General features: G+C 47.9%; 16 protein-coding genes. 12 read left to right on the forward strand and 4 right to left on the reverse strand.

The features are described from left to right. Positions 1–22 precede the first annotated feature (22 nt). The 6 genes from NST40_RS01545 to NST40_RS01570 all read left to right on the forward strand — a co-directional run bounded on the left by NST40_RS01545 (position 23) and on the right by NST40_RS01570 (position 4,385). Complete coding sequence (locus tag NST40_RS01545) at positions 23–943, forward strand: ABC transporter permease subunit (protein WP_342410351.1); 921 nt, start codon at positions 23–25, stop codon at positions 941–943. Further along, complete coding sequence (locus NST40_RS01550; RefSeq protein ID WP_076186152.1) at positions 940–1,743, forward strand: ABC transporter permease subunit; 804 nt, start codon at positions 940–942, stop codon at positions 1,741–1,743. The genes NST40_RS01545 and NST40_RS01550 overlap by 4 nt, the downstream gene beginning before the upstream one ends. Beyond that, on the forward strand, positions 1,740–2,783 hold the full coding sequence (locus NST40_RS01555) for an ABC transporter ATP-binding protein (protein WP_076127045.1): 1,044 nt from the start codon (positions 1,740–1,742) through the stop codon (positions 2,781–2,783). Before NST40_RS01550 ends, NST40_RS01555 begins: the two co-directional genes overlap by 4 nt. A 4-nt stretch (positions 2,784–2,787) precedes the next feature. Next, entirely contained in the window at positions 2,788–3,663 is an 876-nt protein-coding gene (locus NST40_RS01560) for an alkaline phosphatase family protein (protein WP_342410352.1), read from the forward strand. Between the two features lie 57 nt (positions 3,664–3,720). Continuing rightward, complete coding sequence (locus NST40_RS01565) at positions 3,721–4,038, forward strand: hypothetical protein (protein ID WP_036687337.1); 318 nt, start codon at positions 3,721–3,723, stop codon at positions 4,036–4,038. Positions 4,039–4,148: 110 nt separating this feature from the next. Continuing rightward, positions 4,149–4,385 (forward strand): hypothetical protein, encoded by a 237-nt coding sequence (locus tag NST40_RS01570; protein ID WP_076219710.1) that lies wholly within the window; start codon positions 4,149–4,151, stop codon positions 4,383–4,385. 104 nt (positions 4,386–4,489) lie between these two features. On the opposite strand, the gene NST40_RS01575 is transcribed toward NST40_RS01570, so the two are convergent. From NST40_RS01575 to NST40_RS01585, 3 genes are read right to left on the reverse strand one after another with little or no spacing between them, the layout of a single operon-like run. Continuing rightward, the gene (locus NST40_RS01575; protein WP_076127047.1) at positions 4,490–5,569 is read right to left on the reverse strand and encodes a mannose-1-phosphate guanylyltransferase; all 1,080 of its coding nucleotides are present in this window, start codon (positions 5,567–5,569) and stop codon (positions 4,490–4,492) included. Next, positions 5,562–6,668, reverse strand: coding sequence for a glycosyltransferase (locus tag NST40_RS01580; protein ID WP_076219709.1), 1,107 nt, complete (start codon positions 6,666–6,668; stop codon positions 5,562–5,564). The genes NST40_RS01575 and NST40_RS01580 overlap by 8 nt, the downstream gene beginning before the upstream one ends. Continuing rightward, the gene (locus NST40_RS01585) at positions 6,668–7,849 is read right to left on the reverse strand and encodes a glycosyltransferase family 4 protein (RefSeq protein ID WP_076275948.1); all 1,182 of its coding nucleotides are present in this window, start codon (positions 7,847–7,849) and stop codon (positions 6,668–6,670) included. The genes NST40_RS01580 and NST40_RS01585 overlap by 1 nt, the downstream gene beginning before the upstream one ends. Positions 7,850–8,065: 216 nt before the next feature. On the opposite strand from NST40_RS01585, the gene NST40_RS01590 reads away from it, so the two are divergent. The 3 genes from NST40_RS01590 to NST40_RS01600 all read left to right on the forward strand — a co-directional run bounded on the left by NST40_RS01590 (position 8,066) and on the right by NST40_RS01600 (position 9,944). Next, positions 8,066–8,362: a helix-turn-helix transcriptional regulator gene (locus NST40_RS01590; protein WP_076127054.1), complete on the forward strand. Its 297-nt coding sequence runs from the start codon at positions 8,066–8,068 to the stop codon at positions 8,360–8,362. Beyond that, positions 8,325–9,272, forward strand: coding sequence for a DUF1861 family protein (locus NST40_RS01595; protein ID WP_139330081.1), 948 nt, complete (start codon positions 8,325–8,327; stop codon positions 9,270–9,272). Before NST40_RS01590 ends, NST40_RS01595 begins: the two co-directional genes overlap by 38 nt. 87 nt (positions 9,273–9,359) lie before the next feature. Next, positions 9,360–9,944: a 50S ribosomal protein L25 gene (locus NST40_RS01600; RefSeq protein ID WP_076101172.1), complete on the forward strand. Its 585-nt coding sequence runs from the start codon at positions 9,360–9,362 to the stop codon at positions 9,942–9,944. A gap of 64 nt (positions 9,945–10,008) precedes the next feature. Here the strand turns inward: NST40_RS01600 and NST40_RS01605 are convergent, their stop codons facing one another. Beyond that, on the reverse strand, positions 10,009–12,306 hold the full coding sequence (locus NST40_RS01605; protein ID WP_342410353.1) for a UvrD-helicase domain-containing protein: 2,298 nt from the start codon (positions 12,304–12,306) through the stop codon (positions 10,009–10,011). An 853-nt stretch (positions 12,307–13,159) separates the two neighbouring features. Between NST40_RS01605 and NST40_RS01610 the strand changes: the two genes are divergently transcribed. From NST40_RS01610 to NST40_RS01620, 3 genes are all read left to right on the forward strand, one after another. Continuing rightward, complete coding sequence (locus NST40_RS01610; RefSeq protein WP_341000953.1) at positions 13,160–13,378, forward strand: hypothetical protein; 219 nt, start codon at positions 13,160–13,162, stop codon at positions 13,376–13,378. A 131-nt stretch (positions 13,379–13,509) separates the two neighbouring features. Continuing rightward, the gene (locus NST40_RS01615) at positions 13,510–14,346 is read left to right on the forward strand and encodes a DUF6492 family protein (RefSeq protein ID WP_076220739.1); all 837 of its coding nucleotides are present in this window, start codon (positions 13,510–13,512) and stop codon (positions 14,344–14,346) included. Positions 14,347–14,348: 2 nt separating this feature from the next. Next, on the forward strand, positions 14,349–15,728 hold the full coding sequence (locus NST40_RS01620; protein ID WP_076275952.1) for a sugar phosphate nucleotidyltransferase: 1,380 nt from the start codon (positions 14,349–14,351) through the stop codon (positions 15,726–15,728). The last annotated feature ends 103 nt before the right edge of the window (positions 15,729–15,831 follow it).

The following is a 15,831-nucleotide window of genomic DNA, read 5'->3' on the forward strand; positions in this document are numbered from 1 at the left end:
CCCGCGACAAGGAGCGAGTAAGATGAAACAAAGAAGCCGCGGTGTGATCCTGGCACTTATTCCATTTGCACTAATGGTGTTAGCCTTTCAACTGGTACCTATACTATCCATGCTGACGGGAAGCTTTCGCACAGCGGACGGAACGGGATTTACGTTAGGCAATTATCTGCATGCGTTGCAAAGTGCCTATTACATGCAGGCGATTAAGAACAGTCTGCTAATCTCCATAGCCTCAAGTCTGATAGGGATCATTGTCGGGCTTTTTTGTGCTTATTGCATTACCCGGTTTACCCCGAGAGTACGCGATAGACTTCTGATGCTGTCGAATATGACCTCTAACTTCGCAGGTGTTCCGCTGGCTTTTGCTTATATCATTTTGCTCGGAAATAATGGGGTGTTTACACTCTTATTTAAACAGTGGGGCTGGAGTGTTTTTGCCGATTTTGATCTATATAGCTGGTCAGGTCTAATACTGGTGTATGTATACTTTCAGGTTCCGTTAGCCTTACTGCTCTTGTACCCGTCCTTTTACGGAATTCGTGAGCAGTGGAGAGAGGCAGCTTCCTTACTGGGGGCTGGGCCTTGGCAGTTCTGGAAGACGATAGGCCTGCCTATTCTAACTCCGGCGATCTTCGGCACACTTGGAATTCTTTTTGCTAATGCAATGGGGGCTTATGCCACGGCTTACGCATTGGTTGGCGGAAATTACAATCTGTTGGCGGTACGTATCGGTTCACTTGTTGCCGGAGATGTGGTTACACAGCCACAAATGGGGAGTACGCTTGCTGTTCTGCTTGGTCTGACTACGATTTTGGCGGTTTATCTGAACCATTTAATGGTGCGGCGTGCGGAGAGGTTCGGAACGAAAGCACTCAGTAAACCGGATGTGAAAATCAAAGCTTCCCGGCGTTTATGGACAGCTCGTGAGGAGGCAGGGCAATGAATATACGTAAAGCAGGCTTTGCTCCACGCACCTTCATGCTGCTGCTCATGGTGTATTTGCTGCTTCCACTTTTGGCAACGGGCATTTATGCTTTTGCACAAGATTGGCAGAATACCTTGCTGCCCCGAGCTTGGACGCTGAATTGGTTTGGGGAAATGTTTGAGGATATTCGCTTTCTGGAGGCGCTTTGGACCTCGCTTTATTTATGCCTGATCAGCGTGGTGCTGAGTCTGGCCGTGATGCTGCCAGCTGTTTTTGTCATCACCCTCTATTTTCCGCGTTGGGAGAGCTTTATGAAAGGTATTGTTGTTTTGCCTTATGCGGTGCCTGGTGTTGTGGCTGCGGTAGGTCTTATTCGTACCTATTCCTCTGGTCCCTTTGATATCGCTGGAACAGCGTATTTATTAGTGGGGGCATATTTTGTGGTCATCCTTCCCTATATGTATCAGGGTATTCGCAATAGTCTGTTAACGGTTAATGCCGTTGAACTGCTGCATGCTGCGGAGCTGCTTGGTGCCCGCCGAAGAACGGCCTTCGTGAATGTGATTTTGCCTAATATATGGCCTGGGGTTATCGTCTCTACACTGTTATCATTTTCAGTTCTATTCGGCGAATTTGTCCTTACGAACATGTTAGTTGGCGGACATATTCAGACGATTCAGGTATATCTATATCAAAGGGTTGGTGAAAGTGGACATTTAGCCAGCGCGATTGCGATCTCTTATTTTCTGTTTATTCTAATTCTTTCGATGGTACTCATGAAGCTCGGTAAAAAGATGGGAGGGGGCGTTAAGGGATGAATGATTATCTAAAGCTGCAGGGTGTACGCAAAATGTTTGGGAATACCTGTGTGTTAGACAATGTTGATTTGGAGATCCGCGAAGGTGAACTTGTAACACTGCTAGGCCCCTCCGGTTGTGGAAAAAGCACATTGCTACGCTGCATAGCCGGTCTTTCAGAGCTGGATGGCGGCAGAATTCTTTTGGAAAATAAAGATCTGGGAAGTTTGCCGCCCCGTAAGCGCGAGGTAGGAATGGTGTTTCAGTCTTATGCCTTGTTCCCCAATCTGACGGTGAGCCAAAATATCGAGTATGGAATGAAAATGCGTGGATTATCGAAATCAGCCCGCCATCATCGCTGCGCGGAATTGCTGGCATTGGTCGATCTGGAGGATAAACGGGATGTATATCCGCAGTCCCTCTCCGGTGGACAGCAGCAGCGGGTAGCGCTGGCTCGTTCTCTAGCGGTGCAGCCCAAAGTATTGCTGCTGGATGAACCCTTAAGCGCACTAGATGCTAAGATACGCAAGAATTTACGTGCAGAAATTCGTGATATCCAAAAAAGGTTTAACATGACGACACTATTCGTGACACATGATCAGGAGGAAGCGCTGATTCTTTCTGACCGCATCTGTATTATGAACGGTGGCCGGATTGTGCAGGATGGCACACCTGAGGGGTTGTACTCCGCACCACGAACAGAGTTCGTTGCCCGGTTTATGGGCAGTTACAATGTATTGACCCGATCAGAAGTGATGACGTTGTTCCGGGGGATAGATAGCACGCAGGACCGCTTTGCTATTCGGCCTGAGGCGGTTACGCTGCTGCATGAGGGCGCGGGACTTCACGAGGTTGCTGCCGGAGTGCAACTGGTGGATGGCATCATTAAATCTGTCTCCGTGTTGGGCAATATTATTAGGTGTACGGTAGAGGTAGAAGACATTTGCTTAACGGTTGATCTTTTAAATGACGGACGCTGGCTGAGGCTGGTGGAAGGGGCTAACGTCACCTTGGCTCTGAACCCTTCTGAGCTGCTGCATCTGGAACGAGAGGGAGCGTAATAAGATGACTGAAATGAACAATAAACTTATTGTGGTAGTGTTGGACGGACTTAGATATGAGGCCGCACGTGAATATATGGGGTATATGGAGCATTTGGTGGAGCAGGGGAAAATATCATGTCACCGAGTGAAGTCGGAATTGCCTAGTCTGTCACGCCCGCTTTATGAAGTACTCTTGACGGGGACACCTGTGACCAAAAATGGAATTACGGCTAACCATATTGTGAGACCAAGCCATGAAGAGAGCGTATTCCATCTGGCAGTGGCCGCTAATTTGCGCACAGCTGCTGTCGCCTATCATTGGGTCAGTGAACTTTATAATTCGGCCCCTTTTGATCCGCTGGCTGATCGCCATCAGCACAATGTGATGAAGCCCATTCAGCATGGCAGCTTTTATTTCGAGGATCACTATCCCGACAGTCATGTGTTTGCCGACGCGGTGTATTTACGGAGTGCCTATGATCCGCATTTCCTATACATTCACTCCATGAATATAGATGACGCCGGGCATCGTTATGGCGGCGAGAGTAAAGAATATGAGCTTTCAGTGCGTAATGCCGACGGTCTGCTGGCCACTGTTTTGCCTATTTGGATGGAACAGGGCTATAAGATTATGATTACGGCAGATCACGGAATGAGCGCAAATGGGTACCACGGCGGGATAACCCCTTCCGAGCGAAATGTGCCATTATATACGTTTGGGGTAGATGTATTATCTTCAGAAAAAGAGGAAGAAATGCTGCCACAGCTGCGAATGGCTCCTTTAATGTGCCACTGTTTGGGGCTGGCCCCTTCGGCAGCAATGAGTAAGGAGGGCTTGCCTCCACTTGTGCAGAAGCAATCTCATGACAAAGTGGAAGAACCTTTGCCGTTGGTATGAAATAAAATAATTAGCACGAGAAAAATCATATATTTTACCCAATTAGGAGGTTGTCTATTGAGCGCTTCTAAAGCTATGAAATGGATTACGGGTTCCTGCGAAATTATTTTGGCAATTCCAATTCTGGGTGCTGCTATTGTTATTGGCACGGGGTATTCCGTTCTGGGATTGATGTTTATTCTACATGTGATTACATTGATTTTATCTTCAAGAGACCGTGAGTCTATCTACGGTTCAGTGCTAGGAATTATAACTTCTTTATTGGCATGGATTCCTTTTGTGGGCTGGTTCTTGCACTTAATTACTGGGATTCTGTTGATGGTGAGTGGAGGACAGAAGTCCCGTTATCCGTCGAACCATATCTATCCACAATGATGTAAAATGACTTCAATACAGCCCAATTCGGACGTTTGTCCGGTTGGGCTGTATTCATGTTATAATGAGGGCACATTTTAGCAGTAAGCACAGAGAGGAGGCGCATCCATATGGAAATAACCGCACAAGAAGTAGCAGAATGGATGGTGAAGGAGATTCGTTTTACGGGTACCTTGCATCAGACGGCGGCGATTGAATATGTGAAAGAGAATTTTGGAGAAGAATTTGTATTTGTGAATGAGAACGGCAATGCCTCACTCTCCAAAGAAGTGAAGAAAGCTTTCCGGAAACTCCATGGCGGGAGAATTGCTTGGGATCGAGACGGGTTCTTGTGGGCTTGGACCTAGGTTTCGCGCTTAAAAAAAATTTATAAACTGTTCAACTTATATAATGAGATGAAAAACGGACCATGCATGTACTGCAATGGCCCGTCTTTTTGCATTCCTTTTTGTTAGATATATTCTGTCATTCCCTGTTCCTTTAGAAGCTCCACGATATCTTTGACTGACTGCGCTTTGTCCTTGGGACAGATTAATAGTGCATCCCCAGTATCCGCAATGATGAACCCGTCTACACCAATGGTCGTGATCAGTCTGCCATTTCCATAGATGATTGAATTATGGGTATCTATCCCCACATGATTTGCTTTTATAATGTTGCCTGCATCATCCGGAGGGAAGATTGAACCCAGTGCATCCCAGCTGCCAATATCATTCCAGCCAAACTGCCCGGAAAGCACGACAACTTCATCAGAGCGTTCTAAAATGCCGTAATCAATTGAAATATTCTGAAGCGTTGGATAGATGGCGTTAATAACTTCCTCTTCCTGATCTGTACCCAAATAATCACTGATGGGCAGCATGGTTTTGTAGAGTCGAGGTAGATAACGTTTGAAATTATCAATAATGACAGAGGTCTGCCAAATAAAAATCCCACTATTCCATAGATAATTACCGGATGCCAGATAACTCTGTGCATTCTGAAAGTTTGGTTTCTCTACAAATTCATCTACATCATATACAGCCACTGGGCTTGTCGCAATCGGCGTCTTATCAAAGGCAATATAGCCGTAGCCAGTAGATGGGAAAGTAGGCTTGATTCCGATGGTTACTATTTTGTCTGACTCCATGGCAACAGTACAGGCTTCGTCTAGTGTAAGACGGAATTGTTCCTCATCCGTTATATAGTGATCGGAAGGCAGGACGACCATTAAGGAATTGCCATGAGATTTCTCTATAGATAATGCTGCAAAAAGAATGCTAGCGGCTGTATTTCGCGCCACAGGTTCAATTAGAATATTAGCTTTGAGAACGCTGCTGTGCATAATACTCTCCAACAATACTGCTTGGGTACGATTAGTAACGATAACTGTATTCTCCTGAGGAATAATCCCTTTGAAGCGTTCAATCGTATCGTTTAGCATAATGTCGTTGCCACTAATATTCAGCAGCTGCTTTGGGATTTCTTGTCTGGACAGGGGCCAAAACCGTGTTCCGCCCCCGCCGGCTAGGATCGTAGCATATTTATTCATGATGCATCACCAACCGGGCAATTGTGAAGGATATAATGCTCTCCGAGCCTTGGTTCAGGTTGAGCCCCGCGGCATGGATGCCGTCATAACAAGCACCAGTCTGCGGATCGATCAGAGGGATTCCCAAGGAATTATGCCCTAGATACCAGTTGTAGCATAATTCTGCTTGCGTAAGATAGGCGGGGTCCTCAAGAACAACAGCTGCTTCCCGGCAGGCCAGCAGCATCTCGCAGGCTTCAATGGGCTGTTCATCATAGGGTGCAGCCAGCCCATCACGCAGCAGCCAGCCATGGCTGCCGATCGGTTTATAGTAACCTTTGCTGGAGAAGGTGGTGGAAGCTAGGAAATCCAGGCTTTCCTTGGCGGTCTCCCGCAGGTCTTTATTCCCGGAGATCAGGAAGGCCCGAAGCAGAGCCCAGGGCAGCATGGAATTGCCATAAGTGATGCTGTCCTCGAACCAATTCCAGCCGTGCCCCTTATAGCGGGTATATTGATTATGCAGCCGAACCGCAATATTTTCGATCAGACTCTCAATGGTTGCCCTTGGAAGAAAGGCGGCTTCTTCGGTCGTGTTTTCAGTATGCGGGTATGGAAAAGCATAACCTAATGAGCCCGGTGCTTCGGTAAGATAACTTAGGCCGATGATGGCATAGGCTCCGGCCCGAGGTGAGCCCAAGGCTTCCAGATGCGGCAGTGCCTGATTGATCAAATACCGGCAGGTATTCATCAGGTTATCGGGCAGGGAAGCAGCATGCGACAGGGCGAACCCGAGTGCCCACAAGGTACGTCCCTGACAATCTTCAGAACCTTTATCCTCTATAAAGGAGCGGTTATAATCCATGAAATTGCGAAAATTGCCGTCCGCTGTCTGGGAATGATAGATAAAAGAGATATACGTATGAATGAGATCGAGTGCCACGGCATCCCGGGAATTCTCGTACATTAAGACCGCAGCAATCAGAGCGCGGGCGTTATCATCGGTAGTGTAGCCCTTGGAACGGTCCGGAACCCCAAACTTGGTATGCTGAAAGATTCCTGTATCGTCCGTGATTCTGCGGAGATAGCCTGGTTTAGCCTGTACTGTGGTGGAGGTTTCCATTAAATCACGCTCCGATCAGCTGACGCCGAGCTCTGGATATGGCTGTGGAACAAGGCGGCATAGATTTTGGCGATTTCGTTCCAGCGCATAGTGAGCCCGAGCTTCAACGTACGGTCTTCCATCGTTTGCACCAGGGCGGGGCTATTCAGCAAGCGCAAAATGCAGGCTTCCAAGGAAGCAGAATCATGAAAATCAGCCAGTAGACCGCGGCCTTCTGCCAACATTTCCTGGGCGTAGCGGTAAGGGGTCGACACGATGACCCGGCCATAACCGACTCCGTAGGCCAGGGTGCCGCTGACGGCCTGATCCTTACCCAGATAAGGAGTCACATAGATATCTGACATGACCAAGGACTCTATTACTTCTTCTTGGGTCAGCAACTTATCGACGAATTGGACATTGTCCTGCAGGTCAAACATTTCTACGAGGTCCGTCAGTTTCTGGCGGTAAACTTCGCCGGATTCCAGCTTGACGACCGGATGGGTCTTGCCCCAGACAATGTAAAGTGCTTCGGGATGTCGCTTGACCACGCCGCGCATAGCTTCGATGCTGTATTCAATCCCTTTGCCGGGACTGAGGAAGCCGAAGGTGGAGAGGATTTTGCGGTCTGGATAACCGTATTGTGCTTTGAGGCTGGAGCGTGAAGCTGTGCTCACTTGAGGGACACCGTGATGGATGAATGTAATTTTGGAAACTGGGATCTCATAAATAGTAGATAAATCAGTAAGGGTTGATTCCGCCATCGTCACGACCTGCACGCTACGCTCGGCCAGACATCGGATGATCTGATGCTGCTTAGGGGAGGGCTTGGTCAACACTGTGTGAAAAACAACAACATACGGAATGTTCAAACGTTCGACAAAGGGCAGCAGGTATTCACCGCTTTCTCCGCCGTAGATGCCAAATTCATGTTGGATGACCAACAAATCGGTATCAGAATTGTTGAGGAAATCGGCCGTATCTATATAATCTGCGTAATTATGCTGGTCGATCTGCCGTATTACCTGCTGATCGTAAGCGTAGGTTTCATTGTTGTTTATGGCAATAATCCGGGGCGGGTTGAAGCCGGGAAGGTGGATAAGTTCATCTAGCAGATCCTGTGTGAACGTGGCGATACCGCACTCTCGCGGCAGACTGGTTCCCAGGAACACGATGTTGTGATTACGGACTGTATTTTTCATTCAAAGAGCCTCCCTAATGGTCTTGCGATTGGTCTGGATACAAAAAAAGAAAATAAAGAAGACTTTATTTTCTGAATAGGGAAAGGTATTTGTTTTTTCTGAAATTAGAAATGTTGCAAATTATTTCCTAATCCCACTGTAACATGACCATTTAATCTTGTCAATTTAATTGACTCCTTGGGTGAGTGCGGATATATTATTGGAGGAGGTGGATGAATGCCAGTCATACGCAGTAAACTGAGCGAGGTCATGCTGAGGCATGATCCGAAATTATCGATCCGTAAGCTTGCCAAAGAGATCAATTACCACTTTGATTCAGTACGCCGAATGTACAAGAATGAGATGGTGCAGTATCCAAGGGATCTGCTGCTAAAATTATGTGTATACTTTAATGTCCAGCCCGGCGAGCTGATCGCCATGGATGCGGAAGACAACGATTGGGTAATCGATCGTTCAAATGATTATGAGGAGGACGATGATGACAAGGAACCCGGCACGGACAGCCACCTGTAAGCAGCTTCTGGACACATATCATGCCGGACGCGGTACAACCATAGTAAATAAACTGACGTTCACCGGTGTCGGGCACCGGGATGTCTATAATATAACCGCCCCGTTTATGTATAACGGGGAGGAAGTACTAATGGGAAGAGTTGAGGAACGGGACAGTGAGTTCTCTCAAGTCTTCTTTTTTACATGCCATGATGGAGTCTGGAGGCCTCGTGCGCATACGCATACGTACAATTTACAGGACCCGTGCTGGACCCGGATCAGGGGGGAACTTATTGTGGGCGGGGTGGAAGTGATTACGGCAGCGGATGATCCGCACCGGATTACCTCCTGGGTGACCCAATTCTACCGGGGGTATCACATCGATTCTTTAACCCACTTTTCTTCAGGTCCCGGCACGATGAAGGATATCCGGCTTATCGAGCTTGATAATGGCAGTGTAGGCGTATTTACCCGGCCACAGGGCGAACGGGGTGGGCGAGGACAGATTGGGTTCACAGTGATTCCTTCGCTGGACGAACTGAATGAGCAGACCTTTATTGATGCCGAGGTGCTTCAGGATCAATTCGTGCCCGAAGAGTGGGGGGGAGCCAATGAAGCTCATCTGCTGCGGGGTGGAATGGTGGGCGTATTGGGCCACATTGCTTGCTTCGATAGCGCCGGAAACAAACACTATTATGCCATGGCTTTTTCGCTGAATCCTGAGACTTATAAAGCAACTCCGGTCAAAATAATTGCAGTCCGCAGTGATTTTCCGGCGGGCCCGGGCAAGCGCAAGGAACTGGAGGATGTCATCTTTAGCGGTGGCTTGAAACGTCTTGGAGGAGGCCGGGCGGTATTATCTGTAGGGGTGAGTGATGCTGAAGCATATGAGATTGAGATCGCGGACCCTTTTGACGAATACGAATCCTAGCATTCTTCCAGTTGGTTTGACTAGATTATATGGTCATGTTACACTTAGTGTGACAAGAATTTATGGTCAAAGAGAGCGGGAAACCCAATGAATAAGTTTATTCAATTCAACACACGTAAGACTGACACCAAGTCCAACATCAATCAGGCGCGTAAGCAAGGACGTATTCCGGCTGTATTATATGGTATTGGTAAAGAGACTCTGACGTTGGAAGTGAATGAAAAAGAACTTCTGGACATTCTCAAAAAGAATCCGCGCGCAATTCTGCAAGGTAAGGTATCGGAAGAGCTAGAGGTTCCGGTCGTGGTTCAGAACATTCAGAAGGATACCCTGTCCGGCAAAATTCTGCATATTGATTTCCAACATGTAAATATGAAAAAGAGCATGGACAGCAAGGTGACTATTCATTTTGCAGGTGAAGCCGTAGGGATTAAAGCAGGCGGTACGCTTCAGGTTGAAATTTATGAAGTGGAAGTTCGCTGTATGCCTGAAGATCTGCCTACCTCCATGGAAGTCGATATCAGCGGACTGGATATTGGCGACCAGTTGCTAGTCTCTGATCTGATCTTCAAGGACGGTATTGAAGTGTTGACCGAACCGTCAACCGTAATGATCCAGATCAAGACCGTGCATGAAGAAGAGGAAGAAGAAGCAGTAGTAACTCCAGCTTAAACCTATATTTTTATAAAAAAGGCAAGTTTCCAGGGAAGAGGAAACTTGCTTTTTTTGCGTTGAATCATACAGGAACTTCTCGTTGGTCCTTTGCCATAGGGGAACTACATAACGGGCAGGGCTTTGAGGTTAAATGATCCTCAGCTCCGCCCGCTTTCATGCGTGTCCAGCCAGGACAGGTACTGCTGGTACAATTCCATACCGGAACGACATGGGTTCTTGTCGCAGTTGTCCGGCTGGTAGGTAAGGATCTTGTTGTCACTGTTCTGCTCACCGTAGTCGTTGCTGTGGAAGAAACGGCAGAGCGGAAGGCTGATAACATGAAGCGGGAGACCTCTGCTTTTTTGCCTCGATGCCTCGCAGGTGAACTGATAAATAGCTCTTCCCGGGCTCTAGTAACAGCTACGTAAGCTAGTCTTCGCTCCTCTTCCAGGGCAGCCAAGCTTGAACTCCCACTATTTGCAGCGGCCAGCTTGCGGTCCTTGAGCCGGTCGCCCTCCAGGGCGGAGCTATGCGGGAGAATTCCTTCAGAGGCTCCAATCAAAAAGACCACAGGAAACTCTAATCCTTTGGATTTGTGAATGGTCATAAGCGCGATCCGATTCCCTTGTTCTTTGGTGCTTGGCTGACGATTATGTTCATTACGTTCCGTAACATTATCTATGAAATCCAGAAAGGCAGGAATACTATCAAATCGCTCTGCAGACGATTCTAGTTCATCTAGCATTTCTTTTAACGTTTCGCGATGCAAGGTTGCTTGATGCCGCTCATTCGCTTCGATGAAATAATCATAGAATTGCGTGCGGACCTGGCGGATCGCTTGGACTGGGGTTAACTCGCGCATATTGCGAATTAGATCCAGCCGCTCTCTAAGCTTAGTGCCCTTGAAATCCTCCATGCCGGGCATGGACAACAGATGGATTAGTGGGCCTTGCTTTGGTTGTCTGGCTTCCATCTGCCGGATGTGATTCATACCTTTTTCACGGTTCATATAAAGAGTAGGCAGGATGTTCTCCATAGCCGCAAAATTCCGCCGATTCACGGAGAGACGCATATGATCCACGACCGGGGAAATTAGCCAGTGTTCGTACAGTAATTGCCCTTCTCCATAATCAATATAGGGAATATCGCGTAAAAGAAGTAATTCCAGAACGGCCCGGTTGCTGCTGGACGCTCTATATAACATGGCGAAGTCGCTATATTCTCTTTTGCCGCTCGAAACCTCGTTTAAAATATGCTCAACCATCTGCTCGGCTTCCTCGTCTGCTGTCTGGGGACGCATATACCGGGGCTGACTCCCGCTGCCTTTGGCAGCTTGCAGGGTTTTGGAACGCCGGCGCGTATTGTGCCGGATAATACCGTTGCCGAGTCCGACTATAGCTGGACCAGAACGGTAATTAATATCAAGTGTAATAACCCTTGCTCCCGGGTACAGCTTCTCGAATTCCAGAATGAATTCACTGCGTGCCCCGTTGAAGGAATAAATCGTCTGGTCATCGTCGCCAACGACCATCAGATTATGCTGCGGGTGAGCAATCATTTTGACTAACTCGTACTGCAGGGCATTGGTATCCTGAAACTCATCCACCATCACGTATAGATATCTCATCTGCAATTCCTGTAAAAGCGTAGGACGCTCCTTCAGCATCCGATAGGCGATTAAGAGGACATCGTCGAAGTCGATTTTAAAATTGTCTAGTTTCCATTGTTCGTAGATTTCCAGAATGGATTTCATTTCTTTTTCAGCGGTGGTTCCTTCAGGCAAGCCTTCTGCGGTACCCATGTTCATCTTGCAGGAAGAGAGCAGGGAGAGTAGCGTTTCCGGTGGATAGGCATCTTTAGGTAGCCCTAGCTCACGCATGATTTGTTTCAACAGGATGTGCTGGCGCCGCGTCTCACTGAAAATCTCTTGCTGCAATCCTTGTCTGCGCAAGAAAAATAAGAAAAAGGAATGAAACGTGCGGGCCTGCAGCCGCGCGACGTCCGCTGGGCCTACTCCTGGTAATAGGGCGATCCGTTCGCGCATTTCCGCCGCAGCTTTACTCGAAAAAGTCAGCAATAGCAGCTGACTTGGCGAGACACCGCGCACGGACAACAAATAACCGGTTCGGCAGATCAGAACCGAGGTTTTGCCGGAGCCTGCGCCGGCCAGTGTTAGAAGCGGCCCTTTATGATGCCGTACCGCAGAAATCTGCGGACGGTTGAGCAGGATGCCGCCTTCTTCCAGCCTGCGAAAATAAGCGGAGTCCTCATCCTCCCGCTTCACCAGTTCTTGGCTTGTCTGCGCTGAGGCAACAGCCGCTTGCGGGATCCGCTCACCAGTAGCTCCCAGCGGGATATTATGAAATAAAAGCTTATTCAATAGATTCACCTTCATTATTTCTGTATAGAGTGGTCTCAACAAATCTAGTTCTATGATGTTTGAGTTCATCTTAAAATGTGCCGAAAATTTAGCCAATCTACAATATACCATCCCAGGCTTTTTACTGCACAGGAAAAGTGTTGGATATTGAGCCAGTAAAAATCTGGGGATTGGTGTGGGAGTGGGACACAACGGTGGTATAAATCCCGCAGATTGGGTGGAAAGTGGCTGCGTGGGCGGAATGTACGGTATAAATCCCGCAGATTGGGTGGAATGTGACTGAGTGGGCGGAATGTGAGGCATAAATCCCGTAGATTAGCTGGAATGTGGCTACGTGGACGGAATGTACGGTATAAATCCCGCAGATTAGCTGGAATGTGACTGGGTGGACGGAATGTACGGTATAAATCCCGTAGATTAGCTGGAATGTGGCTGCGTGGACGGAATGTACGGTATAAATCCCGCAGATTAGTTGGAATGTGACTGGGTGGACGGAATGTACGGTATAAATCCCGTAGATTAGCTGGAATGTGGCTGCGTGGACGGAATGTACGGTATAAATCCCGCAGATTAGCTGGAATGTGACTGGGTGGACGGAATGTACGGTATAAATCCCGTAGATTAGCTGGAATGTGGCTACGTGGACGGAATGTACGGTATAAATCCCGTAGATTGGATGGAAAGTGGCTGCGTGGGCGGAATGTACGGTATAAATCCCGTAGATTGGATGGAAAGTGACTACGTGGGCGGAATGTACGGTATAAATCCCGTAGATTAGCTGGAATGTGGCTGCGTGGGTGGAATGTACGGTATAAATCCCGTAGATTAACTGGAATATGACTGGGTGGGCGGAATGAGAGGCAAAAATGCCCTAAATAAGGGCGAATCCGCCTCCGTAAGCGAAAAGAGAGGCATTTATGCCCTAGAAAGAAGCAGAAGAGGAGCTGGGACGTGGAAGAGAGGCAAAAATGCCCTAGACGAGGGCCAATCCACCTCCATAAGCGAAAAAATGGGCATATTTGCCCCAGTAAAGGGCGCCGGGTGCAGGTCTATTTCTATTTTTATAATATAAAAATTTCTGCCCGCGCATCGCAGGCTTGTCCAGCGCACATTTGCCACTCTCCTGAACAATTCTGTGATGCCCATTCCCTTTTCCTATCATGCTCATATCCTAAAGCAAAAACATGATATGGAGATGACCCTATGCCCTCGCCCAGTAAGGCCCGCATCAGACATGCCGTTACTATAGATGTACTGATTCCCGCGATTGAAAAAGATTTACAGACCCTTCCCCATGTGATTGACGCTGTTAGAAAGCAGGTTAAGCATCCCATCGGCCGGATATTAATTGTTGCTCCCAAAAAGAAACGGATGATTGAGTTCTGCCGCACAAAAGGCTGTACCTTTATTGACGAGAATACGGTGCTGCCGATTACGAAAAAAGACATTCATTACCGCTCACGCACCTGGGAACGTTCCGGCTGGCTATTCCAACAGCTGCTGAAGCTGAATGGCGACAAGCTCTGCACAGCGGATTATTTTTTGGTCATTGATGCCGATACCGTTCTGATCACCCCCCACCATTTTCGGGCGAATGGCAAGACACTCTTTTACAGCCGGAACTGGAGCCAACCACAGTATTTTGTAACCTATAGGAAACTCATGGGCCGCAAGGTGACCGCAAAATCATCATTTGTGACCCATTATATGCTGTTTGAACGCAGTCAATTGGCTCAAATGAAAAGAGAGATAGAAGCAAAACACCAAATGCCCTGGTATCGAGCTATTTTACACAGTATGAACCGCTCCAAGCAATTTGCCTTTTCCGAATTCGAAACCTATGCCAATTACCTGTATTCGAAGAATCGCGAGGGAATGAAGATTCAAAAAGCGCGTAATAAAGGTCTCCATATGAATGCAGGACAGCTATCCAAGCAGAAAGTGAATCAGCTGGCTGAGAAGTATAGATCATTGTCTTTTCATAAACGAAAGGGGTATGTGAGAACACCGGGGGCTAAATCCAGGGCAGGGGGGCGATAGGGTTGCAGATCGTACTCCTTTCAGGGGGATCGGGGAAGCGGTTGTGGCCGCTATCAAATGAGATCAGGTCAAAAGCTTTTTTAAGGCTGCTTCCAACAGAAGCTGGCGGTATGGAGTCGATGATCGAGCGGGTATGCAGAGGGCTGGAAGAGGTAGATTTGTTGGATTCAAGCTGCATAGTGACTCATCGCAGTCAGGTGGAGATTACTCGCAAATCCGTTGGTGCTCAAGTCCCTTTATTAGCGGAGCCGCAGAAACGGGGGACTTTTACTGCAGTAGCTCTGGCGGCAAGTTATCTGCATTCTGTGAAGGGTATGGACTCAAAAGAGATCGTAGTGGTCATTCCGGTGGATTCGTATGTGGAGACTTCTTTTTTTAAACAGCTTCATCAATTTCCAAGTGTGCTTGCCGAATCACAAGCGGACATTGCTTTGATTGGTGTTTTACCTGAATTTCCTTCTACACAGTTCGGTTATATTCTGCCGGGTGAAGGGTCTGGGGTAGGGGGGACGTCTTTTTTAAATGTTAAGCAGTTTGCGGAGAAACCGAACGAATCGACAGCCGCCGAGTTCATTTCTCAGGGAGGACTGTGGAATTGCGGCGTGTTTTCCTGCTCATTAGGGTACTTGCTCTCAAGTATGGTCGAACGGGATCTTCCAGTAGATTACATGGAGTTTATGGAGCATTATGATCAATTGCCAGAACGAAGCTTTGACTATGAGGTGCTAGAACACACGCGGCGAGCGGTTGTCATCCCCTATATTGGGGTGTGGGCGGATATCGGCAGCTGGGATGCACTTGTTCCCCATTTGCAAGGAAGAGTAATTGGCAGTGGGAGTATTTCTGAGGATTCAAAAGGTACCCATTTGATCAACGAACTCTCTTGTCCTGTGCATATCATCGGCGCTCCTGGTTTAATCGTGGCGTCGGGTCCAGATGGCATTTTGGTTGCTGGGATAGAGCAGGCAAAACGAATTAAGCAGAAGCTGGAGGGCCATGCGGCGAAGCCGATGATTGAAGAAAAACGCTGGGGCACCTCACGCATTTTGGACTTCTCTCGTACGGCGGCAGGTATTGAGGTTACGACCTCTAAAATAACCATTTTGGCAGGCGAGCACACCAGCTACCATTTTCATCGGCATACTAAAGAAGTTTGGTCTTTTCTTTCTGGAAATGGAGAATACCGGATGAATGGCCATCTTCATGCGGTTGCCGCCGGGGACACGGTCACGATTCCTGCTGGTACGAAGCATGGGCTGCGGGCCATTACAGCGCTCGAATTGATTATCATTGAACTGTTGGAATTTCCTGAAATTGATGACTACGTACGAGTGTCTGCCGAATGGGAGGGGGAGGGAAGCTTCCTTGATGATTTGGGATGAATGGAAAGGTAGTTCGCTTTAACCCGGAGGCAGTTGTAGACATGGGGAGATTGACCGGCTGAAGTGAAATAGATGTATTCAGTGCAACTATTTCGTGGAGTAG

The organism is Paenibacillus sp. FSL R10-2778, assembly GCF_038593035.1.
In the GTDB taxonomy this organism is placed as follows: Bacteria; Bacillota; Bacilli; order Paenibacillales; family Paenibacillaceae; genus Paenibacillus_AQ; species Paenibacillus_AQ odorifer.